This is a genomic window from Rhizobium sp. 007, from assembly GCF_015353075.1.
Classification (GTDB): domain Bacteria; phylum Pseudomonadota; class Alphaproteobacteria; order Rhizobiales; family Rhizobiaceae; genus Rhizobium.
Window position 1 is genome coordinate 3994365 of the sequence record NZ_CP064187.1, and the last position, 24815, is coordinate 4019179.

20 protein-coding genes and 5 pseudogenes are annotated in these 24815 nt (G+C 59.0%); 18 read left to right on the forward strand and 7 right to left on the reverse strand.

Translation table 11 applies throughout. The annotated features are described in order from the left end of the window. Positions 1–90: 90 nt before the first annotated feature. Genes ISN39_RS19425 through ISN39_RS19445 form a run of 5 tightly spaced genes read left to right on the forward strand, consistent with a single transcriptional unit; the run spans position 91 to position 7802 of the window. A complete protein-coding gene (locus ISN39_RS19425; RefSeq protein ID WP_194728556.1) occupies positions 91–1572 on the forward strand; it encodes a DUF6212 domain-containing protein in 1482 nt (493 codons plus the stop codon). Next, positions 1562–4240, forward strand: coding sequence for a glycosyltransferase (locus ISN39_RS19430; RefSeq protein ID WP_194728557.1), 2679 nt, complete (start codon positions 1562–1564; stop codon positions 4238–4240). The genes ISN39_RS19425 and ISN39_RS19430 overlap by 11 nt, the downstream gene beginning before the upstream one ends. Positions 4241–4279: 39 nt before the next feature. Next, positions 4280–5458, forward strand: a complete 1179-nt coding sequence (locus tag ISN39_RS19435) for a polysaccharide pyruvyl transferase family protein (RefSeq protein WP_194728558.1) — start codon at positions 4280–4282, stop codon at positions 5456–5458. Positions 5459–5497: 39 nt separating this feature from the next. Then, entirely contained in the window at positions 5498–6670 is a 1173-nt protein-coding gene (locus ISN39_RS19440; protein ID WP_194728559.1) for a polysaccharide pyruvyl transferase family protein, read from the forward strand. Positions 6671–6674: 4 nt separating this feature from the next. After that, positions 6675–7802: a glycoside hydrolase gene (locus ISN39_RS19445; protein ID WP_246763350.1), complete on the forward strand. Its 1128-nt coding sequence runs from the start codon at positions 6675–6677 to the stop codon at positions 7800–7802. A gap of 192 nt (positions 7803–7994) precedes the next feature. Here ISN39_RS19445 and ISN39_RS19450 read toward each other — a convergent pair whose 3' ends face one another. Together ISN39_RS19450 and ISN39_RS19455 are read right to left on the reverse strand one after the other, a co-directional pair. Then, positions 7995–8753 (reverse strand): GGDEF domain-containing protein, encoded by a 759-nt coding sequence (locus ISN39_RS19450; protein WP_194728560.1) that lies wholly within the window; start codon positions 8751–8753, stop codon positions 7995–7997. A gap of 272 nt (positions 8754–9025) precedes the next feature. Next, entirely contained in the window at positions 9026–9325 is a 300-nt protein-coding gene (locus tag ISN39_RS19455; protein WP_194728561.1) for a hypothetical protein, read from the reverse strand. Positions 9326–9745: 420 nt separating this feature from the next. On the opposite strand from ISN39_RS19455, the gene ISN39_RS19460 reads away from it, so the two are divergent. From ISN39_RS19460 to ISN39_RS19485, 6 genes are all read left to right on the forward strand, one after another. After that, positions 9746–11005 carry an ABC transporter substrate-binding protein gene (locus ISN39_RS19460; RefSeq protein WP_194728562.1) on the forward strand — a complete coding sequence of 420 codons (1260 nt, stop codon included), beginning with the start codon at positions 9746–9748 and terminating at the stop codon, positions 11003–11005. Positions 11006–11127: 122 nt separating this feature from the next. Next, positions 11128–12051, forward strand: coding sequence for a sugar ABC transporter permease (locus ISN39_RS19465; protein WP_194728563.1), 924 nt, complete (start codon positions 11128–11130; stop codon positions 12049–12051). 2 nt (positions 12052–12053) lie between these two features. Then, positions 12054–12923 carry a carbohydrate ABC transporter permease gene (locus ISN39_RS19470; RefSeq protein WP_194728564.1) on the forward strand — a complete coding sequence of 290 codons (870 nt, stop codon included), beginning with the start codon at positions 12054–12056 and terminating at the stop codon, positions 12921–12923. A 5-nt stretch (positions 12924–12928) separates the two neighbouring features. After that, positions 12929–13990, forward strand: coding sequence for a sn-glycerol-3-phosphate ABC transporter ATP-binding protein UgpC (gene ugpC / locus ISN39_RS19475; protein ID WP_194728565.1), 1062 nt, complete (start codon positions 12929–12931; stop codon positions 13988–13990). Between the two features lie 16 nt (positions 13991–14006). Continuing rightward, positions 14007–14747: an SUMF1/EgtB/PvdO family nonheme iron enzyme gene (locus ISN39_RS19480; RefSeq protein WP_194728566.1), complete on the forward strand. Its 741-nt coding sequence runs from the start codon at positions 14007–14009 to the stop codon at positions 14745–14747. Beyond that, positions 14726–15733: a ScyD/ScyE family protein gene (locus tag ISN39_RS19485; protein ID WP_194728567.1), complete on the forward strand. Its 1008-nt coding sequence runs from the start codon at positions 14726–14728 to the stop codon at positions 15731–15733. Before ISN39_RS19480 ends, ISN39_RS19485 begins: the two co-directional genes overlap by 22 nt. Before the next feature lie 620 nt (positions 15734–16353). On the opposite strand, the pseudogene ISN39_RS19490 reads toward ISN39_RS19485, so the two are convergent. Both ISN39_RS19490 and ISN39_RS19495 read right to left on the reverse strand, forming a co-directional pair. After that, positions 16354–17356: pseudogene (locus ISN39_RS19490) on the reverse strand (NADP-dependent oxidoreductase). Positions 17357–17401: 45 nt separating this feature from the next. Continuing rightward, positions 17402–18213: pseudogene (locus ISN39_RS19495) on the reverse strand (oxidoreductase). 90 nt (positions 18214–18303) lie between these two features. On the opposite strand from ISN39_RS19495, the gene ISN39_RS19500 reads away from it, so the two are divergent. The 3 genes from ISN39_RS19500 to ISN39_RS19510 all read left to right on the forward strand — a co-directional run bounded on the left by ISN39_RS19500 (position 18304) and on the right by ISN39_RS19510 (position 19495). Next, positions 18304–18735, forward strand: a complete 432-nt coding sequence (locus tag ISN39_RS19500; RefSeq protein WP_194728568.1) for a helix-turn-helix domain-containing protein — start codon at positions 18304–18306, stop codon at positions 18733–18735. Positions 18736–18879: 144 nt separating this feature from the next. Next, positions 18880–19131, forward strand: coding sequence for a transcriptional regulator (locus ISN39_RS19505; RefSeq protein WP_194728569.1), 252 nt, complete (start codon positions 18880–18882; stop codon positions 19129–19131). Between the two features lies 1 nt (position 19132). Beyond that, positions 19133–19495: a type II toxin-antitoxin system RelE/ParE family toxin gene (locus tag ISN39_RS19510; protein ID WP_194728570.1), complete on the forward strand. Its 363-nt coding sequence runs from the start codon at positions 19133–19135 to the stop codon at positions 19493–19495. Positions 19496–19619: 124 nt separating this feature from the next. Here the strand turns inward: ISN39_RS19510 and ISN39_RS19515 are convergent. Continuing rightward, positions 19620–19947, reverse strand: a pseudogene (locus ISN39_RS19515) (adenylate/guanylate cyclase domain-containing protein); the annotation flags it as partial. 834 nt (positions 19948–20781) lie between these two features. Between ISN39_RS19515 and ISN39_RS19520 the strand changes: the two are divergent. The 4 genes and pseudogenes from ISN39_RS19520 (at position 20782) to ISN39_RS19535 (ending at position 23510) form a co-directional block, all read left to right on the forward strand. Next, on the forward strand, positions 20782–21966 hold the full coding sequence (locus ISN39_RS19520) for a phosphatase PAP2 family protein (protein ID WP_194728571.1): 1185 nt from the start codon (positions 20782–20784) through the stop codon (positions 21964–21966). A 183-nt stretch (positions 21967–22149) separates the two neighbouring features. Next, positions 22150–22666 (forward strand): annotated as a pseudogene (locus ISN39_RS37915) (mobile mystery protein B); the annotation flags it as partial. A gap of 308 nt (positions 22667–22974) precedes the next feature. After that, positions 22975–23223 carry a CopG family ribbon-helix-helix protein gene (locus ISN39_RS19530; RefSeq protein ID WP_194730261.1) on the forward strand — a complete coding sequence of 83 codons (249 nt, stop codon included), beginning with the start codon at positions 22975–22977 and terminating at the stop codon, positions 23221–23223. Further along, positions 23220–23510, forward strand: a complete 291-nt coding sequence (locus tag ISN39_RS19535) for a type II toxin-antitoxin system RelE/ParE family toxin (RefSeq protein WP_194728572.1) — start codon at positions 23220–23222, stop codon at positions 23508–23510. Before ISN39_RS19530 ends, ISN39_RS19535 begins: the two co-directional genes overlap by 4 nt. A gap of 184 nt (positions 23511–23694) precedes the next feature. On the opposite strand, the pseudogene ISN39_RS19540 reads toward ISN39_RS19535, so the two are convergent. Further along, positions 23695–23919: pseudogene (locus tag ISN39_RS19540) on the reverse strand (SDR family oxidoreductase); the annotation flags it as partial. A 243-nt stretch (positions 23920–24162) separates the two neighbouring features. Continuing rightward, positions 24163–24780 (reverse strand): TetR/AcrR family transcriptional regulator, encoded by a 618-nt coding sequence (locus ISN39_RS19545; protein ID WP_194728573.1) that lies wholly within the window; start codon positions 24778–24780, stop codon positions 24163–24165. Positions 24781–24815 lie beyond the last annotated feature (35 nt).

The following is a 24815-nucleotide window of genomic DNA, read 5'->3' on the forward strand; positions in this document are numbered from 1 at the left end:
CCCTATATATGGCGCGGGATGATTTGATTAAATATCTGATTATTCGGCGTCTTTGCTTTTTGTTCCGAGATAATTCTTCAGAGGCCGCGCGTGCAAGAATTGACGTCTTCCGGCATTGGGAAACGACTGGTGACGAGAAAGCTAATAGCGGCATCGGACCGGGATCGATCATGCTTCGAAGGGAGCGATATCGAGCATCTGGTTGTTTACCTCGATGTTGATGGCCATCCTCCAGCGACATTGGAGAATGCTTTTCCATTGATCGCCGTCGCCTTTTCCGAAGAGGGCGAGGCGGATTTGCGGGAGCGTCTGGCGCTGCTTGGACCACTGGGAACTGTCCCCGCGGTTCCCATGCAGCGGCTTGATCCCGTAAATAAGTCGGACAGTTTTCCGCTTCTGCGGGCGCTGACCGAGGGCGGCGTCGGCCGGCTTGCCCGGTATAGCGCCTCAATCACCTCGGAACTTGCGATCCTGCGCCGGGAACGCGAGACGTTGCTGGAAAACTACCGGGCGCTCGAAGATGCGTTTCAGGCGCGAAACTGGGAGCCGGTTTCTGAAGTTTTCTCCCATGATCCCTACGCCGATCCAAAGGACGAGGGGATCGGGCAATTGCTTGCCGCCGCCTTCGTCGAGCAACTGCTGCCAATATCCAGCCTTGGCGTGGCAGGGTTTGCCCTTCACCTGCACTCGGTGCCCAGGATCACCGGAGAGCTTGTCGTCGTATTGAGCTACCTCGAGAGCGGCGAAGGAGTCGCCGAGTGGACCGTACCCTATGCGCAACTCGTGCCGAACTGGAATTTCTTCTCGCTGCCCCGGGCCTGCGGAGGGGCTGCGCGCACGCTTCGGCTACGGATCTCCGCGACTGGACCGGAGACCGTCGGCCTTTCTCTCGGCTATCCGATCGCCGGCGAGCGCTATTCGGCGCGGTCGGAACTCCCGCATCCGGATCTCGACCTGCGCCCGCTGGCGTTCAAAGTGTTTACGGGACTGCCGGGAGTAAAGCCCGCCAGAACACCCAACATGATTGCGCCCAGCAGCCTGCTCGAAGGCCAGTACACTGTCGATTATCGCCTGGCGGTCGGTACGTTGAGCCAGATCGCGGACGTTTCGGTCACGCCGATCGTCCCGGAATTCCAGACGGTGCGCTTCCTCGAGCATGAGCATGCTGTTGTCTGCCACCCGTTGCCGAGTGGCATATCGGCAGGCGCGGTCAGTCGCGCCGTCGAGCCCGGAACGATATCCTTCTCGGCGAGCGCCTTTATCGATCATCCGGAAGGTCAGCCCGCGGCGGTCAGCTTCCTGATCGCACCGGCGAATTCAAATGCGCGTTCCGAAGTGGCCGAGCTTGCGCGAAAGGGCGCGGCCAAGCCGTCGGCATTCTTCAGCGGATGGCGTGAAGTCAGCTCCAGTGAGGTCGTCAACATCAACATCCAGCTGGACGAGCCGGCACGCGGCCCGATGGACCTGATGATTCTCAGCCGCGCAGTCACGGATTCGGTCGATTTCTCCTGGCTCAAGGTGTCCGGCTTCAGGTTGGTCAAACAATTTAAGGAGGCCGCCGATGTCCAGTAACAGGGAGCCAACGGACCTGATCGCCGTGGCCATGCCCCTTTACGGTCACGCGGCACTTGCTCTGGAGGCGATCGAGTCGGTATTTGCCTCGAATGTTAGCAGCTGCCGGATCGTCATTGTCGTCTCGGTCGACGGCGATCCACGGCACGAGACGTTCGATCAACTGTTGCTCTACGCCGCGGCCCATCCTTCCGTCCATGTCGTGTTCGGCCAAAACGCCGGTCCGGGTGGCGCGCGCAATCGCGCCATCAACTTCGTCCTCGAGCGCTTTCCAGAGACGAAGGCTGTCTATTTCCTCGACGCCGACAATCGCGTCCTTCCCGGCACCATCGAGACGCTTTACCGGCACCTCCTCTCCAGTGGCTGCGGGTGGGTCTACACGAATATCGACACATTTTCGGTAAGCTGGCGCGCTCACTACGGCAACCGCTATTCACGACTGGTCCACTGCATCACCGACAACATCTGCGATACGGGATCGATGATCTCGATCGATGTTTTTCAGCAAGGCGTCCGCTTCAACGACGACAGGCAGAACGGCTTCGAGGATTGGGAGTTCTGGCTGTCCTGCATCGAGCATGGTTTCGTCGGCACGCCCTGCCATGACACGGTCTTCGAATACAGGCTGAGGGCGGAGAGCCGCTTCAAGGAGGCCAATCGAGACCGCGCCACGTCGGTAAGCTTCCTGCGCAAGCGCCACAGGCCGCTGTTCCAGCGGCCGATGCTGGTGGATTTCGAGCATGAGGAGTGCCCGCGCTACCTGTTTGCGCGAACGGAAGATACGGCGATCTCCTTCTTCACTGATCCTACCAAGCCACCGATGATGCTTCGCCTCGACGACATCATACCGGCGTTCTGGGGCAATATCGGCGAGCCCGACAATGAACATTTCCCGCCTTTCCTGGTCGCCGGAAGCGGCGCGGCGCTCGACCTTCTGCGGCGTTCGCGCATGCTGCCGAACGTGCTTGCCCATCTTGAGCGCCTGAGCGAGAACAGCAACGTCGTCTTCGTCCAACTCGCCAACGATGCCGCCCAGCGCAAGATCGAGCCGATCGTTCATGGGGCGGGCGGGCAAAAAATCGGCCCCGCCGATCTCGTTTTCCTTTCGATCCGGCTCGTCCAGGAGGTGGTCCAGAACAATGCTGTGGACTGGTTCGCCTCGATCGGAGGCCAGCAGGTATGGCCGACATCGACCGTTCTGAAAGTGCACTTCCCGTTTCCAAGAAGCCTCCCGCGCCGCTCTCTCATCACGCCTCAGCAGGTGATGATCAATTGCGTCAACGCAATTGCCATGAGCCCCCTGCGCGAGACGGCGGGCAGGCGGTGGACCTGGCGTCCCGCCCGGCTCGTGCCTTACACTGATCTCTACAAGGCGCTGCGCAAGGAAGTCGGAGGATCACCAGTCCTGCCGCTCGGCCATAGCGAGGGCAAGCGGACCGTGGCGCTGCTCGTGCCGAATGCCTCGTTCGGCGGAGCCGAAAAGGTCGTCTATGCAGCCGCCCGGGAATTGAAGGCGGCGGATTACGAAACTCATCTATTCGTGCTCGGCACGTCCCGGATGGATGTGATCGATGAATTCGATTCCAGCTTCGACTACATTCACTTCTGGGACGCGGGAATTCCGGCCTGGGGAGGGTCGGGCTCCTTCCTGGGACAGGATTTCATCGATGAGGGGCATTCGGTCGACTGGGAGGCGCTGAAGGGACAGCTTTCCGGCTTCGACCTGGTCATCAACAACCACGTGATGGCCGTCCATCCCCTCATCGCGCGACTGCGCTCCGAAGGCACGCGCACGGCCTGCTATCTTCACGTCGTGGACAACACGGCCTTCAAGAGGCCTGCCGGTCAGCCCTTCGCAGCGATTGCCCATGAGCATTGCTACGACGCCTTCCTAACCTGCTCCGAACAGCTCAAGATCTATCTGCACAGCTACGGCGTCCCCCACGAGAAAGTCTTCGCCGTCGCGAACGGAGCGAGCTTCTCGGTACCGCCCAAGGCCCTGGCGGAGGTTCTGGCCGTCAGGCGGATCGAGCGCAGGGATGACCGCTTGCGGCTTCTTTACATGGGCCGGTTCGATCAGCAGAAGGGTATCGACCGGCTGGCGGCAGCGCTCGCGGAACTGCGGGCCTCCAACGTCAATTTCGAAGCCCGGGCCATCGGAGGGGAAATCCTCGCCGATTCCAGGGTCTCCTGGAGCGAACGGCTGAAGGACCTGGGCGTCGACGTGCGCTCGCCCGTCTTTGCGAGCAAGGATCTGATCAAGGCGCTGGGCTGGGCCGACGTTCTCGTCATGCCCTCACGATGGGAGGGCGCGCCGCTGATGATCGCCGAGGCGCAGCAACTCGGCTGCGTGCCCGTCGCGACCGCGGTCGGCGCGGTGGACGAACTCATTTCCGACGGCGAGGACGGCATACTCATCAACGCGCCTTCCGATCCTCAGGTGGTGAGGGAGATGGCGCGGATCATCGAAGAGGTCGCGCGCAATCGCGAGAGGCTCGCGCCGCTCATGGAGGGCTGCATCAGGACCGCCGCACGCCGGTCGTGGGCTTCGTCTTTCTCGGATTTTATCTCTTGGAGCGATCGGTCCGTGAAGAATTCGTCACTGTCCCGCGCTGCGGTCTTTCGCGAGCAGGCGGCGGCAAATCCCGTGGTCGCGGCAATTGGCTGATTGCCGCGCCGCTTCTTTGAAACAGAAAGGTCTAGTCGAATGCGTCCGCGAATTCTAGTGACGGGTATTCCCGGTCACTACACGCGCCTTGCCAACGGCGCCCACGGCCTGTCCGTCTCCTATGCGGAGCGGCAGAAGCAGCCGGAAACGAAGGAGGAGTTTCTGCAGGAGCTGCGCAACATCAGCAATACAGGGAACTACCTCATCGGTGAGGGCGCCCTGCATGCGCTCGCGCCACATGCGAAGCAAGTTCCGTTCTGGCATCTCTACAATTTGAGCAAGAACGGCAATGGATTCGACGAGTTTAACGCCAACTTCGACATCTGCGTCTTCACCTGCGCAAACCTCTTGCGCAAGGGACTATCCGCGGACGCAGAGGCGGATGTCCTAAGCCGACTCAATATGCCGATCGTCATGCTGGGCATCGGCCTGCAGAACCGCAAGGACCTTGAGAACAATCTTCCGGAGGGAACGAAGCGGCTTCTGGCCGTCCTAAAGGAGCGTGAGCACTACTTCCTGACACGCGGCTACGAGTCCGCCGGCTTCCTGAAGGACCAGGGCTTCTCCTTCGTGCGCCCGACCGGTTGCCCTTCCGTCTATTTCATGCCGGACAACATGCGCCGGTCCATGAGGAAGCTGTCGAGCGTAAACGTCGGCAAGGCGCGGACAATCTTTTCAGGCTATCTCGGTGGCGATCAGGATGCGATCCTTGATGCGAACGCGCTGGCCCCGCGGGACGCCGTGCCTCAATACGTGGTGCAGGACGAGTTTCTCCACTTCGATATGAACGTGGAGCCTAATGACGAGGGACGCGTCTATGATTCCGCATCGGGCCGGATGATCGGCGATCTAGCCTATCCCGGCAAAGAGCGGGAGAATCAGCGGTTCGAGGTTCGCACCTTTTTCGACACCAACCAGTGGCGCGCCTGGGCCTCGTCGATGGACTTCAATTTCGGTCGTCGTTTCCACGGCTCGATCATCGCCATGCAGGCGGCCGTGCCGAGCCTGATGGTGGCGGTGGACGACCGCATGCGCGAGATGCTGGGCTTCACCGGCCTGCCGGCCGTTGACGTCACGGAGATCGACAAGGCGGAGAACCGCGCCGAGTTCGTGGCCAATCATCTGGCAAAGCTCAACACGAACGAACTTGTCGACCGGTATTCCGACCGCGAGCGCGCCTTCCGCACCACGCTTCGTGAAATCGGCATCGGTCTATAGCGGCCTGAGGGCCATCACCTTTCGGTTCAGAGGACAGTTATGCGTATCTTGCTTACGGGCATTCCATCCTATTTGCAGCGGACGATTGCGGACGTTTCAGGCACGACCGTCATCCATCGGCCCTATTTCGACGAAACCAGGACCAGGAAGGACCTGATCTCGCAGGTCAGGAGGATCGCCAACACCGGCAACTATCTGATCGGCGAAGGAGCGGCTGAGAGCCTGCGCGGTCATGACGTCACCTATCTGCCGTTCTGGCATCTCGCCAACAATCGGGACTCGAACGAGCTCTACGAGCGTGTGAACCGCGAATTCGATTTGTGCGTCTTCGCCTCCGCTAATCTGCTGCGTCCTGGCTATTCCGCCGATCTCGAAGCGGAAATCTTCGCGAAGCTGAAGATGCCGATTGTGGTGATGGGCATCGGCATCCAGCGCAAGGAAGGCCTCAAGGATCAGCTGCCGGCCGGCACGATCAAGTTCCTGGAGGTGCTGAGGAACAAGGAAAGTTTCTTCCTCACGCGTGGCTACTTCACCGCCGAATTCCTCAGGGAGCAGGGGATGAAGTTCGTCAAGCCGACGGGCTGCCCGTCGCTCTACTTCTCGCCGAACGACATGAAGCGTTCGCTTTCGGCACTTGCCAATCCGGGACTGGCGGAGGCCCAGAGGATCGTCTTCGGCGGCTATCTCGGTAGCGTTGCCGATACGATCGTCGATGCTCATGCGCTGCTCAAGCCCGACAGCGTGGCAAGCTATGTCGTCCAGGACGAAGTGGTTGCCTACAGCCTCTCCCTGACAGGTGACGATAATGACATCGTCTATGATCGCGCGAGCGGGCGCATCACGGGAGGGACGGAGTACAAGCATTCAGAGAAATGGCAGCGGAAATACGAGCTGCTGGTCTATTTCGATACCAACCAGTGGCGCGGGGCGATGTCCGCGCGCGATCTCTGCTTCGGCCGCCGCTTCCACGGCTGCATCATCGGCATGCAGGCCGGCACGCCTGCCCTCATGATCGCGGTCGATGACCGCATGCGGGAGATGCTGGAATTCATCGGCTTCCCCTATATCGAGGCAGCCACCTGGAACAGGGAGGCGGACAAGCGCGCCTATCTCGCCAACTTCCTCGGCAAGATCGACACGCAGGCCGTGATCGACCGGTATTCCGCTTGCGAGGCGAATTTCCGCAATGCTCTGGGGCAGATCGGACTTTGAGCGGATGAGGGTGGTGGCGCAAACGCGAGCGCGCCTTGCTTGCGCGCTGGCAGTGCTCTGGGCCTTTGCCCCGGCGCTGCCGGCGGGCGCTGACGAAGTGCTCTCCGATCGTATCGGAATCAACCGCGTAAACCTAGCCTGGCTTTCCCGCGGCGATCAGGAGCGCGTACTGAATGAAATCGCGGCAAGCGGTATCACCCATGTCCGGCTTTCGCTGTCGAGACCGGTGGACAAGAGCATCGAAGCGCTCGAAATGGCGGATCGGCGGGGGTTGAAAATCCTCCTCGAGATCCAACTCGGCAACAAGGATTATTATCCCGCGGAGGCGCGTTCTCGCACCGGTTTCGGCCGCATCTGGGATGTTCAGCGGCTTTCGGATCTCGATCTCGATCTCTACCGAGCGCAGTTGCGCTCGGCGCTTCGCCGCATTGACGAAATGGGCATTCGCATCGACGCCGTCGAGCCCGGAAATGAAATAAACTACAGCGCTTACAACGGCGACCTCGTCGTCTATGAAAAACCAGGGCGGCAGACGCCGCGCAACGTTTCGGAAGTCGCAAATCGCTCGGCCTTCGAACGCGGGCTCGACGCATATGTCGGCGCCCTCCGCATCACCCGGGAAGAATTGGGGGCGACGGTCTATGGCCGCGACGCGCTTCTGATTTCGGCTGGACTTTCCGACGTCGGCACTGGCGAGGCCGACCGCCGCGGCATGGAACGGCTCGAACCCGGCGAGTTCATTTCACTCCTGCGGAAGCGGGGGATCGATGCGCTGGTCGATGGCTACGGCATTCATGTCTACCCGGGACGCAAACATGACGCGGCGCTTGCACGCTATGTGACGACGCTTCTCGACTTTTGCCGGCCTGAAGGGGAAGGCAAGCCGTGCTGGGTGAGTGAATGGGGCATTGCCAACACCGCGCTTTCCTGCCCGGTCGATGATCGCGAGCGGGAAGTGGCGGTCCGTGCCGTGCGCCGCAGCTTCGCGGAGCTGATGGAGAAGGGAAGGCTGAAAGCGGCCTTCTACTATGACTGGGACACCCAACCGGTCTACAGCGTCTGGCGTTGCGGCGCCTTGAGCCCGGCCGGCGTTGCGGCCACCGAAGCGAATAGCGGCGGGGTAGCGAGATGACGGGTCAAATCTGTCGGTTCCCGTAGCCGAGGTCCGCGCGGCCGCGATGGGAAACGGTGACGGACGGTCGGCGGATTCACAACTTGTTGCATTCCCCGTCCCTGTTAAGGACAAGACGACGTCCGCCGGAGGCAGCTCTGGTCTAAAGACCGTAAAGCCCGATTATTCGCGGCAGACCCTAAAGCCTCTCGTTCACGAGAACAGCTCCCGGAATAGGGGTGGGCCAGCTTCTTCCTCCGTGAGGGCGGCGCGGTTAGCAGCCTCGCGGAGTGCCTGAAAGTCGGCCTGGTCCTCGACCCTGGTACCGCCAAGCCGCACCGTCACCGATATCTGGCGCTCTTGTCCGGCTGTGAACGTGGTTTCCTGCACCCGCGCGCGGATGCGCTCGCAGATGTCGCTGGCATTTTCCGTTGTTGTGCCGGGCAAATAGATGCCGAGTTCGTCGGAGGCAAGGCGGGCGACGAGATCACCATAGCGCAGGGAAGAATGTACGATCCGAACAATCGATTGAAGCAGCGTATCGGCCCATTGCGGACCATAGCGACGACCGATCTCATCGAAATTACCGACATTGAGAACGAGCATAACGCCATCCGGGTTTTCCGCGCTGCTCACGCGCCTGCGGTCTATCGCTTGCTCGACTGAGTTCGCAAATTCGCTGGCGCGCAATGTACCCGTGACGGGATCATGACGGAGCGCGTACTGAAGTCCTTTTTGGGTATCACGAAGCGCTTCGTTGCGCAGACAGATTGCCAATTGAAACCGAAATGTGACAGCAGCCGATATTAACGCCACGGCTGTCAATTCCACCCAAAATGGAGGTTCGGGAACAAGCAGGCTCAGTGCCCAAACGACCACGGTCGCTCCAGTCGCAGAGGCGAGGGCGCGGAGCGTTGCCTTCTTGATATGCGGGGCGATTACGGCCTGGCGACAACGAAATTGCAGAGTCATCGGTTAACGGAGCTATTGCAGTGGTCGCTATCTTTAAGGGCTTCGGTAAAATACCAGGTGAATAAATCTGATGGCATTTTAGCAATGGGCCACGAAGAATTTGATCGTCACGCCAACCAGATCACGGCCTGCGAGGCCCAGGCCAATGAGCTTGTTTAAAAAACATTCGCACCGTCTGCGTTAACGCCGGGAGTATTTGCTTCAAACACAGAAAACCGTGGAGGCCTGCGGCTAGATTGCCATAGGGTGAAAATTTACAAGTCTCCGGGCCATCAGGCCCCCGCAACCAAACAAACTTGCAAACTTTGCCAGGCAAGTTGTTTCTGATCGAACTCCTCCAGATAGCTTTGGAGGAGTTCTTCTTGTTTGGCCTCCGTGTCGAGCTTACCGGCAGCCAGCTTCTCCAGATAGTCGTTGTGCTTTTCGGCTTGAAAGCGCTTCTCCATCGCGGTTGCCGCGTCCATGGCGGCTATGACACTGGCGATATGTCCGTGCATTTCCAGCGTTGCCGGCTGGTGATCCGGCGTCTTGGCGACCACCTTCTGAAACAGGTCGCCACGAACACCCATCATTGAGTACTGCAGTCTCTACAAGTTTGACGACGTGTGAGTTTCTCAAAATCATGTCGACGGTGCTGCCTGCCATCCGTGTCGTTAGCAACGTGGCGATAGCGCTCGCCTTTCAGGGCAGGACGGCTCTCGGCGCGGGGACGCAAGGATTTCGAGCGGCCTCGAAGTTCGGAAGCGGTCTAAAGTCGGAAAACCTCCTGAACTTCCATGATTGCCAGGACGAATTCCATAAAATGCTAATATAACCTCTCTAACCGATGTGGTAATATTGGCCTTGGCTTGAGGAGGAGATGCCTGACGGCGTTTCGGCTTGTTGCAGAGTGGTTCGCATGGCTGTCGAGGCAGCGTCGCCGCTATGCCGGAAAGGGGTGGGGCCTCTACGATGGAAGCCTCTGGATAACAGCTCGGAATGGGAGGTGTACAATGCTTCGCAAATTGTTTTTCACCTTGGCTATTGCGACGTCCGTACTCGCGATCAACGGAGCCGCATGGGCTGACATCACGATCCTCGTGCCATCGGGCAGTGAGGGCGACGGTCTAAGGGCCGCTGCCCAGGACTACGCGAAGATGAAGGGCACGAAGGTTGAGGCTGTCCAGGCGCCCTATGCCAACGAGTTCGAGCAAGGCGCCAATGCCGGTGCCACGAAGTCGGGCGTCTTCGATATTATCCTCATGGACGACCCGTGGATTCCCTTTTTCGCCGAGAACGGGCATCTTGAGGATCTGACGGCATTTTTCAAGACGGCCGGAATGGAGGGGCCGGACAGCGATTTTCTTTCGAAGTCGCTAGCCGTCTGCCGCAATCCCTACAACACGGGACCCTATGTGTGCCTGCCTTATGTTGGAAATGCGCAGATGTTTTTCTATGACGCTGCCAAGTACAAGGAAGCCGGCGTCGATGCCCCGAAGACCTGGGATGACGTGCTGAAGGCGAGCAAGAAGCTGACTGAAAGCGGAGGTGGCCGTTATTTCGGCTATGTTTTCCGAGGCGGTCAGGGAAATGCGGTGGTTGCCGATTTCATGCCGATCTTCTGGTCTTATGGCGCAGATATGTTCAATGCCGACCGGACTAAGGTAACGATCGATACCCCGGAAGGGGCCGCCGCCATGAAGACATTCATGGCGTTGCGCGATGTCTCGCCGAAAGGGGTAGAGAGCTACAACGCCAACGAGGTCGGCACGGCGCTCGCTGCCGGCGCTGCCGCTTCATCGATCAACTGGCCGAACTGGGTTGCGACCTTTGAAGATCCAACCCAATCAAAGATGGTCGGCAAGATCTCTTACAGCCCCATTCCTGCCGGAACGAAACCGGGCAGTTCGGAAATTGGCCACTGGACTATGGGCATCATGTCGGCTTCCAAAAACAAGCAGGAAGCTTTCGATTTCATGATCTGGGCGACTTCGTCCGAACAGATGAAGGTTTCTGCCCAACGCGGCAATCCGCCTGTCCGGACCTCGGTCTTCACCGACCCGGAACTGACCTCGCAAGAGAAGTTCCGGCACTATCCCGTGTTGATGGAGGCGATCCAGGCTTCGACTCCCCGCCCGCGTCACCCGAAGTGGCCAGAGATCGAGAATGCCTTCGGCATCGAGCTTTCCAAGGCGGTGGCGGGCACGATCACGCCGGAAGAGGCTTTGAAGAACGCCCAGGAGGCGGTCTCACGGATTACGAACATTTACTAGGCAACGGCCATTCGGAGCGGGGTTCTCGGACGCCGCTCCCTTGCAGCGCCGGCAATCGCGCCCAGTGAGCTTGAAATCCGACAATTCAGGCGCCCCGAGGCAGGGTTTTGCGGGAGAGGTCAATGTTCAAGTCGGAAAGCGGGGCATTGGCCGAGCCGCTTCGATCTGGTGGCGGACTGGAGCGGTGGGCAGAGCGGCATTTGCGCATCCTCATGCTCGCACCGACGGTGCTTATACTGCTGGGGCTGACGATCTTTCCCAGCGTCTACATGTTCTACGCGGCGGTTCACAAAATAAGCCCGAATCCCGATATACCCTGGAAGTTTGTCGCTGCCGGCAATTTCGTGCGGCTGTTTTCCGACACGCAATTTCACGTCGCGCTCCGGAACACCGCCGTATTTACAGTCGCGGCGGTGACGGCCGAGTTCCTCCTTGGTCTCGGCCTGGCGCTTCTCCTCGATAAATTTATCCGCAAGCTGACCTTTCTGAAGACCGTCCTGATGATCCCCATGATGCTGCCGCCAATCGCGGTCGCGATCACGTGGAAGCTCATCTACGAGCCTCAGTTCGGCGTCCTGAACGAAATCATGTTCCGCCTTGGTCTCCCCTTGCAGGCATGGGCGGGCGACGCGAACCTCGCGATGTTCTCGATCATTGTCGCCGATGTCTGGCAATGGACACCGTTCATATTTCTTCTGATGTTGGCGGGGTTGGCCAGCTTGCCAGTCGAGCCTTACGAGGCCGCCGCACTCGACGGCGCCTCGTCTTGGCAGCAATTCCGGGACCTGACCCTGCCATTTCTCAAGCCGGTTATCGCCATTGCCTTACTCCTGCGCGTCATGGATGCACTGCGTCTTTTCGATCTGGTCTTCATTCTGACGGGAGGAGGCCCGGCTGACCGGACCAAGGTCTTGAGCCTTTATATCTATCAGGTCGCCTACCGCTTCGCCGATCCCGGCTACGCGGCGGCGATCTCACTTTTCGTGCTGTTTATGACGATCGTTCTGAGCACTTGGTTTATGAAACGCATGCGATTGGCGGACTGACCATGACGAGGGCAAAGACCATACACGCACGCAGCCGCACCAGAGAGGTGCTCATCCGCCTGTGCGCCTATCTGACGATTCTTGTCGCACTGATCGTCACACTTTTTCCCATCTATTGGATCGCGACGAACTCTTTCAAGTTTGATATCGACATTTTCGCAGTGCCGCCGGAGTGGCTGCCTCGAAACCCGACGCTGAAACACTACGACGAAGCGTTTATCCAGCGTCCGTTCCTGCGCTATGCCCTGAACAGCTTTCTCGTCGCCGTAGGAACGACCGTCATTTCAGTGACCTTCGGGACGATGTCAGGCTATGCCTTGGCACGGTTCAGCTATCCCTGGCAGTGGCGGAAGCAGATTTCGTTCTGGATCCTGTCGACGCGCATGATGCCGCCCATTGTGAGCATCATTCCCCTTTACCTGTTCTTCAACTATTTCGACATGCTCAACACGAAGTCGGCTCTTATTATCGCCTACACCGCCTTCAATCTGCCCTTCGCGACATGGATGATGAAGAGCTATTTCCAGGATCTTCCGGTTGAGCTGGAGGAGGCGGCAATCGTTGACGGCGACACGCGGTGGGGCGCATTCCTGCACGTGGCGTTACCTCTTGCCCGGCCCGGGCTTGCGGCCACCGCGATCTTCTGCCTGATCATCTCGTGGAACGAGTTTCTGCTTTCCCTCATTATTACGCTCACCGAGCAGTCGCAGACACTGCCGATCGGCATTGCCGGGCGCGTAACGCAGTACAACACCTATTGGGGCGAAATCAGCGCGGCTGGTTTCATGGCATGCGTGCCAATCGTTATCTTCGCCTTCATCGTCCAGAAGCATCTTGTCCGGGGGTTGTCCCTGGGCGCCGTCAAAGGTTGAGGCCTATGGCGTCCGTCACATTCAAAAATGTCTGCAAGAAGTTCGGCGAATTCGTCGCCGTGACGAATTTCAACCTCGAAATCAAGGACAAAGAGTTTCTCGTTCTGCTCGGACCTTCGGGTTGCGGCAAGACAACGACCATGCGAATGGTCGCAGGTCTCGAGGAAGCGACGTTCGGCGACATCTACATCGATGCGGACCGCATCAACGGCGTCCTGCCCAAGTATCGCGATGTCGCAATGGTCTTTCAGTCATATGCTTTGTATCCGCACCTCACCGTCGAGGACAATATCGGCTACCCCCTGAAGATCCGTAAAGTGCCACCCGCTGAATGCAAGCGACGGATAGCCGAGGTCGCACGGCGTGTGGAACTCGACACGATGTTGTCGCGCCTGCCCAGGGAACTTTCCGGCGGCCAGCGCCAGCGCGTAGCTCTCGCCCGCGCCATCGTTCGCACGCCGCGCGTCTTTCTCATGGACGAGCCACTGTCCAATCTTGATGCCAAGCTTCGCACGCAGATGCGCGCCGAGTTGAAGCATCTTCAACATGAGCTGCAGGTCACGACGATCTACGTCACTCACGACCAGATAGAAGCGATGACCCTTGCCCACCGCGTGGCCGTGATGAACAAGGGCGTGATCGAGCAGCTTGGGACGCCGCGGGAGATCTACAATGATCCGCGCACCCTCTTCGTTGCCGGATTTATAGGCTCGCCGCCGATGAACCTCATTCGGGGAGAAGTGAGGAATGGTGTGTTCGTTAGTGCCGGTCTCAGGGTGTCGGGTATCGGCCGGGCAGATGTCCCCCGCGCCGTCCTCGGTGTCCGCCCGGAGGACATCCACGCGACCGAAGTCGGGGATACGGACGTCAATCTGGTTGCGCCGATCTATTCGGTGGAACTCACCGGTGAAAACACGCTTGTCAGTTTGCGCTTGGGTGGCCAGCCCATGACCTTGCGTGCCGACAAGAATTTTAGTGGTCAGATCGACCAGCAGATCGGCGTCAAGGTTGCGACGGATCGCGTGTTTCTGTTCAATGGCGAGACTGAAGATCGTGTTGACTTCTAGCGTTTGGACGGCAGCTATGGTCATTGCCCTTGCATTCCGTGCGGAGGCCACCGATGTCGCCCCTATCGCAGGAAATCCGCTGATCGAAATTCCTGCCGGCGCGTTTGTCTTTGGCCGTGACGACGGCCCCGAGAACGAACGCCCGCGCCGCGTGCTGCACGGGCGGGCGTTTGCAATCAATCGTACCGAGATCACGAATCGGCAATATGAACGCTTCGTCAATGCTACCGATCACCGCCCGGCCTTCTACGCAGGTCACCCGGTCCTGGGGCTAGACGACAGGCCGGTTGTCGGGGTGAGTTGGGGAGACGCCGATGCCTTTTGCCGTCATTACGGGTTGGCTCTGCCGTCGGAGCAGCAATACGAGAGGGGCGCGCGAGGCGCGAAGGGCGACGCGTTTCCTTGGGGCGGGGCCCTGCCGGACGATGCACGCGCAAATTCCGGAGCGGATGCCTGCTGCTCTGGCGACGCGCGCGACGGGTATCCGATGACCGCGCCGGCGGACGCCTTCGCTGACGGCGCAAGCAGCGAAGGCGTCCTCAATCTTATCGGCAATGTCTGGGAGTGGACCCGCGATCTTTACGCGCCGTATGAAGGTGGGACCGCGGAAAGGAGCGCCGGGCTGTACCGAGTGCTTCGCGGCGGCTCCTGGAATAGCGATCCAAACCACCTTACGACGACCTATCGCCTCGCCTATGATCCGGAATTCCGGTTCTCAGCCAATGGTGGCTTCCGATGCGTTCGTTCCACGCCTTGATTATCGTCTCTAGTCTTCTGTTCCTGGTAGCCGGTGCCGGCGCCGAGCCGACAGTTGCGCCTGGCTACACGCTCGAGACCTTTAACACGCCGGGCGCCGCCTTCGCAGGTGTGTCCCGCGATGGCGGTGGCTTGCTTGTCAGCGATCTCGCGAGCGGCCGGCTCTACCGGCGCGGGACGGACGGCAAGCTTGTCGCATTCGGTCCCGTATTTCCTCATGGGCTCGACGTGATCGGCGACCCGACCGGTCCCTATCGTGTGGTCCGCGTCGGCGATGTTCTTGTCGTTGCCCAGGGATGGACGCCGGTCAATTCTGACGAGGGTCCGCTCGACCACGCTCTCGTGGCGATCGACGCCGCCGGTCAGGCCCGCGTCATCAGCAGCGATTTCTGGAATCCGTTCGATTTCATCGTGGCGGGCGGAATCTACTACGTGATCGACTCTGCTCGAAATAGTGTCGAACGCGTGCAGGCGGACGGCCGGAAAAGCACGCTGATGGCATTCCGCCGCATGGGGGAGGCGGCCGCGGCGCTGCGCAGCCTTTCGCCAACGGAATTCGCGGAAGGCAACAGCTACGAAGTCGACGCGGTGCCGACTGGCATCGCCCTTCGCAACGGTCGCCTCTATATCGCGCTGTTCGGCGGCTTTCCCTTCCTTGCCGGTGCTGGAAAGATCGTTTCGATTCCCGCGGCCGGCGATGCCCCAAAGCCGCAGCTTGACGTGAAAGGACTCAATGCACCCGTGGGTATAGCCTTCGACAATTATGGCGAGATGCTTGTCCTCGAACACGGTACTTACAACCAGAAAGAAGGTTTCCGGAAGGGTAGCGGGCGATTGCTCAAACTCAATAAACTCACACCCGACCGCAAGATCATTCTCGACGGCCTGACCCGACCCGTGTCCGTGCTCGTCTGGGACGAGCGGCGGCTTGTCGTTTCCGACCTAGGTGGCAACCTCCATTTGCTGACACGCGAATCTGCTCGCTGACATACCGGTCTACGTGGCTTCGGGCCCCGCAACCAAAGCTTACGACTAATATCAAAGGGCTCCGAGGAAACTCGGAGCCCTTTTTGCGTTCAAATCCACTGACACACGGCTAGCACAAATCCCCACCACCCTCGTCTGGTTGATGTTTGGATTGGGTTTCGTCTTGTCGCAACTGTCTGATGGTTAGCCTTTTCTTTGCCGGCATCAAAATCTCCACATTTGTCGTGGTGCATTTGATGACAAAGTTGCTGACCCAGGGGGAATGTTCAGTGCCGAAAACCGGCCGGTCTTTGATTGGAACGATGGCCGGCCTCAAATCGGAATTGTGGCCGGCTTCACGTCGGAATCCGTAACGCGGCGCATATCAAGACCACATTGGACGCTTCCGTCATCAACGCGCGCAAGCCCCGCCGGACAAACCGCGAGTGGATGGGGGATAGGGCGGCGGCACCGCCCCGTAGAGACACCCAAAGGGGTGTCCAGACGAACCGCTTGCCGGTTCGAAGCGCCCGATTGGCGGCCGCTCATGAGGGTTTAACCCTCCTATCGGGCCACGAGAGTCCAGGCTCAGGCCGGTTTTTCGTTAGAGACGCCGGAGTGAGCGCCAATTGGCCCAGACGTCACTTCACCGCGACGACGACCTTCCCTTTCGCACGACCCGTTTCGACATAGTTGAGCGCCTCATTGGCCCTCTCGAACGGGAAGACCCGGTCCATCACGGGGCGTATGTCACCCGCCTCGATCAGGGATGTGATCTTTCCGAGCTGCCCACCGTTCGCTGTCATAAAGAGAAACGAATAAGTGATGCCTTGGCGTTTCGATTTTTTCCTGATGCTGAAACTCAGCAGGCGCATGACCTGTTGAAGCAGCCAACCAGAGCCGTTCTGCCTCGCGAAGTCCGGATCGGGAGGACCGGAAATCGAGATCAGCTTTCCACCCGGCTTCAGGACAGCAAGGGATTTCTCCAGCGTGCCCTTCTCGAGACTGTTCAGCACGACGTCATAGCCCTGCACCACTTTCTCGAAGTTATCCTTCTTATAGTCGATGACGACATCCGCTCCGAGGCTTCTAACGAGATCGACATTAGCTGTGCTCGTCGTCGTTGCCACGGTCGCACCGAGATACTTGGCAAGCTGGATGGCAATCGTTCCCACGCCACCCGAGCCGGCATGGATCAGAACCTTCTGTCCCTTCTTGAGGTTCGCCCGTTCGACAAGCCACCTGCCAGGCGGTCAGGGCGACGAGCGGCAGCGATGCTGCCTCTTCCATCGTGAGGTTCTTCGGCTTCAGTGCTAGATCGGCCTCGTCGATGGCGACATATTCTGCAAATGTCCCGATGCGATCTTGGGCCGGACGTGCATAGACCTCGTCACCGGGCTTAAACTGCCGGACTTTGGCCCCGACCCGGACCACGACGCCCGCTAACTCGTTGCCGAGCACCAGTGGAAGGCGGTAGGGCAGGATGAGCTTAAACTCGCCGTCCCTGATCTTGTTATCCAAGGGGTTCACCCCGGCGGCATGAATTTCCACCATGACATCGTTGTCGCGCAGTTCCGGCTCCGGACTATCACCGAGCCGTAGAGCCCCACCTTTTGTATAGCGGTCAACTAAGAATGCCTTCATGAGTACTAACTTTCTTTCTTTTCCTAAGGTGGCGGCAATTGGGGGTTAGGCGGGGAGCCTGTTGAATTTCCGAAGATTTTTGTCGACGAAAGACTCGGGCATGAAGCGGCGTAGGAAACGGACCAGCCCCGCAGCCTTTCCTGCGGTGTAACGCCTCTTCGGCGACGCTGCGTTGGCCGACTTGACCACCATGTCGGCGACGATCTCGGGTGCGTCTCCCGTCTCGACAATCTCTCGCATCAGCTTCTCAGCGTCAGCACGAACGCTATCGTACACGGCAAGCGGTTGATCCGCGCGCGTGAGATTTTCCTCGAACGATGTGCGGGTGACGCCAGGTTCCACCAGTACGACGCGAATGCCTTGCGATCGCACTTCGTGGTCGAGCGATTCCGAATAACCCTCAATCGCGTGCTTGGTCGATGCATAGAGGGCGTTGAAGGGGGCAGGAATGAGCCCGAGAATGGAGCTCATGTTGATGATCCTGCCTTTCCGTTGGCGTCTCATGATCGGTAGTATTGCATTTGTTAAACGCATGACGCCGAAGACATTCACGTCGAACAGAGTTTTTGCTTGCGCGGCAGAGGACTCCTCAGCACCTCCGAGCAGTCCAATTCCGGCATTGTTGACGAGAAGATCAATCCGTCCCGCACGGCTCACGACATCATCGACGACCTTCTGCACAGACCCGTCGTCGGTGACGTCGCAAACCAGCATTGTCACACCATCGTCGGTGTTGGCCATCGGCTTCCGGCTGGTTCCGAACACCCGGTAGCCATTGCGCCGCAACGCTCGTGCGGCCGCCATTCCAATGCCCGATGATGCGCCCGTGAGGCGACGCCGCGTTCTGTCTTACTCATCTGTCTCAGCTTTCATTTTTGTCGTGGAACATCGATGCAAACGATGTTACTATCAATTTGATAGTAAATCACTATCAAATTGATATTAACATGCAGAATCTTTCGGACCAGCCATGCCTGATCGCCCGTAGCCTCGCGTTAGTAGGGGACGCATGGAGTATGCTGATACTGCGGGACGCCCATGCTAGGCTCACCCGCTGTGATGAGTTTCGGAAAAGCCTTGGCATCGCTCCGACAATTTTAACCCGTCGGCTTTCCGCGCTTACCGACGAGGGGCTGCTGGAGAAACGGCGCTACTCGGAGCGGCCGCCACGGGACGAATATGTGCTGACGGAAGCCGGTCGGGACTTCCTGCCGGTTCTGTTTTCGATCGGCGCGTGGGGGCGAAAGCACTGCAACAAAAACGGTGTAACCCGGTTCTTTGACGTCGAGACTGGAACGGAGATTGATCCTGTCACGATCGACCGCACGACCGGTGCTCCGATCGGAACACGTCCGATACGCATCGCCGCACCCGAATAACCCGCCGTACCGGCAGGGCCACGCGTCCGGAACGGTCGGGGGGACTGCCAGCTTGCGGGTTCATGCTGCGCGCTCCCGGGGTGATGAATATTGACAATATATGCTACGCTCCCCACAATAGAAGAAGAACGAAAGGATATGCCGATGGCATCGGGAAGCATTCATGTGAAGGTGGGCGGGCAATTGCAGGCCCATATTCAGCAGCAGATTGGCGAGGATGGTCTCTATGAAAATGCCAGCGAGTATATTCGCGCCTTGATCCGGCAGGATTTGAGGAACCGCGATGAGGCATGGGAAGCCTTGCAAAAGGAACTAGCCCCCGCCATGCGCGCGGACGATAGCCAATTCGTCACCGTTAAGGCCGAGGATGTAATCCGCCGAAACCAGCGCCGCTAGTATGGTCGCGTATCGCTTTTTCCTCCGAGCGGATGCCGCTCAGGACAAGATTTGGCGGGATACCGTTGAGAACTGGGGCGAGAAGCAGGCGGTGACTTATATCACCGGCTTACATACTCACTTGCAGCGGTTGTGTGACAACAGGGCGATATGGCGAAAGCTCCCGCAGAAGCTTGCGGTTCCCGCTGACATCAACCGCGAAGCCTATTTTAGCCGCTACGAGCGCCATCTTGTATTCTTCCGGGAGTTGAACAATGGCGACCTTGGTGTGATGAGCATTCTGCATGAGCGAATGGACCTGCCGGTACGCCTCATGGAGGACTTGGCTGCACTGGATGAAAAAGCGGCCAGCGCAGAGAAATAGAATTTCGGCTCATAGGGCCGCAGGTTTAAATCCTGCCCAGGATCAGCACCTGGGAGGATAGAAAGACGGCGTTGAATCGGAAATAATTTCCGCTTTTGGCGCAAACCTTCCTCTAACGACCCACCTAACCTTTCGATCCCTCATTCGGTTCGTGCACGGCATTCGGCCTTCCGCTTCTCGCTCCGAGCTCGTAAGCAGATATTTGCTCGTCGAAACCTTTGAGCTGCCGCGCACCGAGAGCGACCATTGAAATTTTGCCACGCACGGATTGCGCCACGGCGTTGTCGACGAGGATTTGCCGATCGTCGGCGGATGAACACAATCGCGACGCTAGGTTCACGACATGGCCGATCGCAGTGTAGTCAGCGCTCTTCATAACCAATTCGGCCGACCGTCGCCCATCCCATCGCCAGTCCTATGCCGAAGCCGATCGCATGGCCGCGCAGTCGCCACCGGAGTTGGCCCCGTCCGGTCACTTCAATTTGTAGTTGGAACGGCCGCTTCGGGTGGTAAGCGGTCAGACGCCAAGAAGCCTCAAGGGGCTTTATGAGCGGCGGCCAAGCCGACCTCGGCCTTAGTTCGAAACGTGGCGACCATCCTCACTTCGCTAAATCTACGTCAGTCTCTTTAGATCGAAGGGAAGTAGTCATGGCTGGAAAGGACTTTCCATTCGCTGGGAGCAATCAGATTGTTCCGGGCGACCCATTCGATCGGTACGCGGGAAGGGGCCGCCGATGGCTTTTCACGTTGTTTAGTCCCTATGAATATTTTCCCTTTCTGAAGCGATCGATGGTGTCTGAGTCGCTTCAGAAGCCCTAATCGAGCGGCATTTGAACAGAGTTGTCGAAGGGGGCAGGATGGTCGAGACCGGGATATCCGTCCGACTTTGGCGAAGGATTTACTGCTGAGCGTCGTCACAGCGACCCTGCGGGTGCAAATCAGGAAGACAGCGGTCTTCGGACCTGACTTTTCATTACCGCGACCTGCGCTCATTTTTGATCTTTTCACTTCGCAGCCCTTCGCGTTATAATTAGAGTTTGCTAATATAGAAAATGGAATGGCCGTCAAAACAGAAAACCTTCGGTCTTTGGGCCGGGGATCAACTATGGGGGTCGAACATGCTTAGCGGCTTTAGCAGGGCCTGCGCGCTAATCCTTTTGTCAGGGAACTTCGCTTTCGCCCAATCGGATCAGATAGAGCCAAACGCTGGAACGTGGAAGACGTGGGTAATCACGTCGGGCAAAGACTTCCGAGTCCCGCCCCCACCGGATACTTCCGCAACCGAGTTGGAGCAGGTCCGCGAACTTGTCGTAAAGAACGATGCGCAGGTCGCCGCCAAGATCACGTTCTGGGACGCCGGCTCGCCGGGCTATCGATGGATCGAACTGGTCAACCACCGTCTTCTCGCAAACCAGACGATCCCCAATGCGCATCGCGTCTACACCTATTTGACGATGGCGGTCTACGACGCCACCGTCGCGGCTTGGGAGTCGAAATACTTCTACAATCGCCCCCGCCCGAGCGAGGTGGATACGACACTGCCGACTGCGCTGCCTACGCCTCGGAGTCCCGCTTATCCATCTGAACACGCGGCCGCCGCCGCCGCCGCCGCGACCGTTCTTGCCTATTTCTTTCCGGACGAGGCGTCGTCGTTCCAGGCGATGGCCGAAGAAGCCGCACAGTCGCGTGTCCTTGCCGGTGTCCAGTTCCCAAGCGACTCTTCCGCCGGCCTGGCACTGGGGCGACGCGTGGCAGAGCAAGTGATTGCGCTGGCAAAGGCCGACGGCTCCGATGCCGTCTGGACCGGCACGGTGCCGACCGGGCCGTGCATGTGGGTCGGAGCCAAACCCGCCAATGCAAACATGCCAAACTGGAAGCCGATTCTGCTCGAGGCAGCCGATGAATTCAGGCCACCGACTCCGCCCGACTGCAAGTCTGCGGCCGTGAAGGCCGAGACGGAGGCAGTCCGGCGGTTTGAGCGAAAATTCCCCAACAACTACAAGGCGTTCTACTGGCAAAGCCCATCCGGCCTGTTCGTCGACTGGTATGACTATGCCAGCAAGTGGATGTTCGAGGACAAGACGGATTCGAACCCGCCGCGCGCCGCACGGGCTTACGCGATGCTCGCAACGGTCTACTACGACGCCTACATTGCAAGCAACGACGGGAAATACGCTTATTGGTACCTGCGACCCAACATGCTTGATCCGAGCATCACTCCCCTGTTCGCAGTGCCCGCCCATCCCAGTTATCCGTCGAACCACTCCGCGTTGTCGACTGCCCGATGCGAGGTGCTGGCCTACCTGTTCCCCGACCGGGCGGAGTTCATCCGCACGGTCGGCAAGGAGGCGGGCGATTCCCGCATCTGGGCCGGCATCCACTATGAAATGGACAACCGGGCCGGTGCCGCACTTGGCAAAGCGGTCGCCGGGAAATTCATCGAGCGGGCAAAAAAAGACGGCGCAGACTAGCGGAAGGGAGGAGGCCTGTTTGATCCGCCGCCAGCGGATGACCGCCGGCGCCTTCTCCTGAAATGTCGCAATCGCAAGTGAGGGGTTCTCGATGGAACGCTGCGTTCACTCAGCAGCCGACGTGCAGCAACGTTTCTCAAACGATGCGGATGCGGGGCGCGTCACATGACCATTGCTTTCCCCGTGAGCGACCTCTTTGCAAAGCCAGAAGACGCAACGCCGCTTGAGCCTGGGGAACGCGAAAGACTTCTGCAAAGCTGGATCCCGTATCGCGGTTCTCAATGAGGCCGAGCAGGAGAATATCGTGGGGCAGGAGCGGCGTGGGCGGCGCGGGCGAAGCCACAGGACGTCCTCAGCATCGACTTCGCCCTGACGCTGCACAAGCGCATGTTCGGCGATGTGTGGAAATGGGCGGGGACTTGCCGCACGATGGCGCGGAATATCGGGGTCGACGCTTATCGCATCCAGCCCGACATCGCGACGCTTTTCGACGATGTGCGCTATTGGGTCGAGCACGAAACCTATCCGCCGGATGAAATTGCCGTGAGGCTGCATCACCGGTTGGTCGCCATTCATCCCTTTCCGAACGGCAATGGGCGTCACGCGCCCGATGGCCGACCTACTGATCGAGCGGCTCGGCGGCGCGCCGTTCGGTTGGGGCGGCGGCGTACTCGCGGATACCGGCGAACTGCGCGCCCGTTAAGTCGAGGCCCTGCGGTGGACCGTTGCTGGCGTTCTGTCGGATCGGGCAAACATCCACCGATCTGAGACGCCTCGGACGCGCCTTACACATTTCGAAACCCCGACGAACCCCTCGGTGATATTCTCGACATCGCTGCAATCGCAATGCGCTCGCCTGTACCGGAGTCGCGTCAGCGCATCTTTGAAATCGAAGTGCGCGGCAAGCGCGGCATCGGCTGGTGCAAGTCCATGCCGGATTTGAGCAGAACCTTGACGAACCACGTTGGTTCACCAATAATCAAAGTGAACCAAGGAAAGTTGGGTGCCATGACTGCGGCGTTTACCGTGCGTGTGAAAGATGAAACCGCAAGCAAGCTGGATCAGCTTGCCGAAAAGCTGGATCGCTCCCGCTCCTACATGGCTGCTGAAGCCATTGAGGCTTTCGTTGAACAGCAGGAGTGGCAGCTTGCCGAGATCGAAGCCGGGTTGGCTGAGGCCGATCGGGTTGAATTCGCCAGCGATGAAGATGTAGCGAGAGTCATCGGAAAGTACGTCAAGTCCGCCCGTCAATCATGAGTGGCAAGCGCATTCGTTGGACGCTGAGGGCGTTGCGTCGGCTTGATAAAATCGGCGCTCATATCGAGCAGGACAATCCCGATGCGGCGGCGCGCGTCGTCGCGAGGATTGTGACGGCCGTGGATATGCTCGCGGAATTACCGGCAAGTGGGCGACCGGGTCGCATCAAGGGGACCCGTGAAGTGGTGTTGGCCGATATTCCTTATATTATTCCCTACCGCGTGGGCCGGGATATTGAGATTATTACCGTCATGCACGCGCAGCAGCGATGGCCGCAGGCATTCTGATAAAACCGCCGTACATCCTGAAGCCGGTTCAGATCATCAGCATGTCGGGCGAACTAATCTTTATCGATGTGGACGCTACTGCGCCAACGCGTTCTGCTTCCGCAGGCTTTTGTCGAATGCGGATTCGGGGACGAACCGCAGGAAACTGGCGCGCCATCTTCCCCGCCGCATAACGCCTCTTCGGAGCCTGGTCAGTCGAGGACTCCTCCGCGCCGCCGAGCGGGCAAATGCCGGCATTGTTGACAAGCAGGTCGATTCGCCCGGTCTCGGCCAAAACTTCTTCGACCAGTTTCGCCACGGACACGTCATCAGTCACGTCACAAGTCAGCATGGTAACGCCGTCGGTCCTTTCGGCGACAGCGCGACGGCTGGTTCCGAACACACGAAAGCCCGCGTTGCCGACCCTTATTGCCGCGACGTCGCAGCACGGCTCTGGAAGGTGTCCGAGAAGCTTACCGGCGCGAGATTCCCTCCGCATAATGAACTTCAACCAACGAAAGAAAACGTACGGACTTCACGCTGCAATCGTCTTCGAGACGTGGACCTCAGCGGCGACAACCGCCAAGAGCTGGATATTCAACGACCGTGCATTTATGGGATAAGACGCAGCAGCAGCCCTGAGTTGGCGCTTAGTTCTGGGCGAATGAAGCGGTCAAGCCATTAGACCATGCAAAATGAGATCGACATGCGCTTCCAGGTACGTCGTCTTATCCAGCGCTCTTCGATCATTGAAGATGAGCTTGAAAATCAGCATGGCGATGGCAGGAGCCACTACCGCGTCGGCGAATGCCGCTGGCGCCGGCCGGAACTCCCCGTGTTTTACACCCTCATCGATGAGGGATTGCAAATAAGCGTTGAGTGGGTCGATGAACTCTTCGTGGTGCCGATCGACGACTTGGGGAAACCGTGATCCTTCCGCGATGACGAACCTCATCAGTTCCCTCAATCTGCGGTTCTCGACAATGCGATCGTAGAGCATCGCTATAACGCCCTCGAGCCGCTCCGAACATGTTCCGCTTAGCTCATGGGCACTAGCCAGCAGATCTTCAAACGGCACGGAGATGTGCCTGATCATTGCTTCAAAAAGCTGCTCCTTGGAGTCGAAGTAAACGTAAATCGTCCCCTTCGTTACTCCGACCCTGTCAGCGATGTCTTCAACGCGTGTCGCCACGTAGCCGCGTTCCACGAACTCCTCAAAGGCCGCATCGAGAATCTGTGCAGGACGGCGCGCTTTCTGCTCCGCACGCGTCAGTTTCTTCGTATCAGGCATGTCTCACCTTTGAGCGGTCCTTGTCATTCCGTGGC

Coding starts and splice junctions, on each gene's coding strand:
- ISN39_RS19430 (WP_194728557.1), top strand. CDS start 1,562: ATGTCCAGTAACAGGGAGCCAACGGACCTGATCGCCGTGGCCATGCCC.
- ISN39_RS19435 (WP_194728558.1), top strand. CDS start 4,280: ATGCGTCCGCGAATTCTAGTGACGGGTATTCCCGGTCACTACACGCGC.
- ISN39_RS19440 (WP_194728559.1), top strand. CDS start 5,498: ATGCGTATCTTGCTTACGGGCATTCCATCCTATTTGCAGCGGACGATT.
- ISN39_RS19445 (WP_246763350.1), top strand. CDS start 6,675: ATGAGGGTGGTGGCGCAAACGCGAGCGCGCCTTGCTTGCGCGCTGGCA.
- ISN39_RS19450 (WP_194728560.1), bottom strand. CDS start 8,753: ATGACTCTGCAATTTCGTTGTCGCCAGGCCGTAATCGCCCCGCATATC.
- ISN39_RS19455 (WP_194728561.1), bottom strand. CDS start 9,325: ATGATGGGTGTTCGTGGCGACCTGTTTCAGAAGGTGGTCGCCAAGACG.
- ISN39_RS19460 (WP_194728562.1), top strand. CDS start 9,746: ATGCTTCGCAAATTGTTTTTCACCTTGGCTATTGCGACGTCCGTACTC.
- ISN39_RS19465 (WP_194728563.1), top strand. CDS start 11,128: ATGTTCAAGTCGGAAAGCGGGGCATTGGCCGAGCCGCTTCGATCTGGT.
- ISN39_RS19470 (WP_194728564.1), top strand. CDS start 12,054: ATGACGAGGGCAAAGACCATACACGCACGCAGCCGCACCAGAGAGGTG.
- ugpC (WP_194728565.1), top strand. CDS start 12,929: ATGGCGTCCGTCACATTCAAAAATGTCTGCAAGAAGTTCGGCGAATTC.
- ISN39_RS19480 (WP_194728566.1), top strand. CDS start 14,007: ATGGTCATTGCCCTTGCATTCCGTGCGGAGGCCACCGATGTCGCCCCT.
- ISN39_RS19485 (WP_194728567.1), top strand. CDS start 14,726: ATGCGTTCGTTCCACGCCTTGATTATCGTCTCTAGTCTTCTGTTCCTG.
- ISN39_RS19500 (WP_194728568.1), top strand. CDS start 18,304: ATGCAGAATCTTTCGGACCAGCCATGCCTGATCGCCCGTAGCCTCGCG.
- ISN39_RS19505 (WP_194728569.1), top strand. CDS start 18,880: ATGGCATCGGGAAGCATTCATGTGAAGGTGGGCGGGCAATTGCAGGCC.
- ISN39_RS19510 (WP_194728570.1), top strand. CDS start 19,133: ATGGTCGCGTATCGCTTTTTCCTCCGAGCGGATGCCGCTCAGGACAAG.
- ISN39_RS19530 (WP_194730261.1), top strand. CDS start 22,975: ATGACTGCGGCGTTTACCGTGCGTGTGAAAGATGAAACCGCAAGCAAG.
- ISN39_RS19535 (WP_194728572.1), top strand. CDS start 23,220: ATGAGTGGCAAGCGCATTCGTTGGACGCTGAGGGCGTTGCGTCGGCTT.
- ISN39_RS19545 (WP_194728573.1), bottom strand. CDS start 24,780: ATGCCTGATACGAAGAAACTGACGCGTGCGGAGCAGAAAGCGCGCCGT.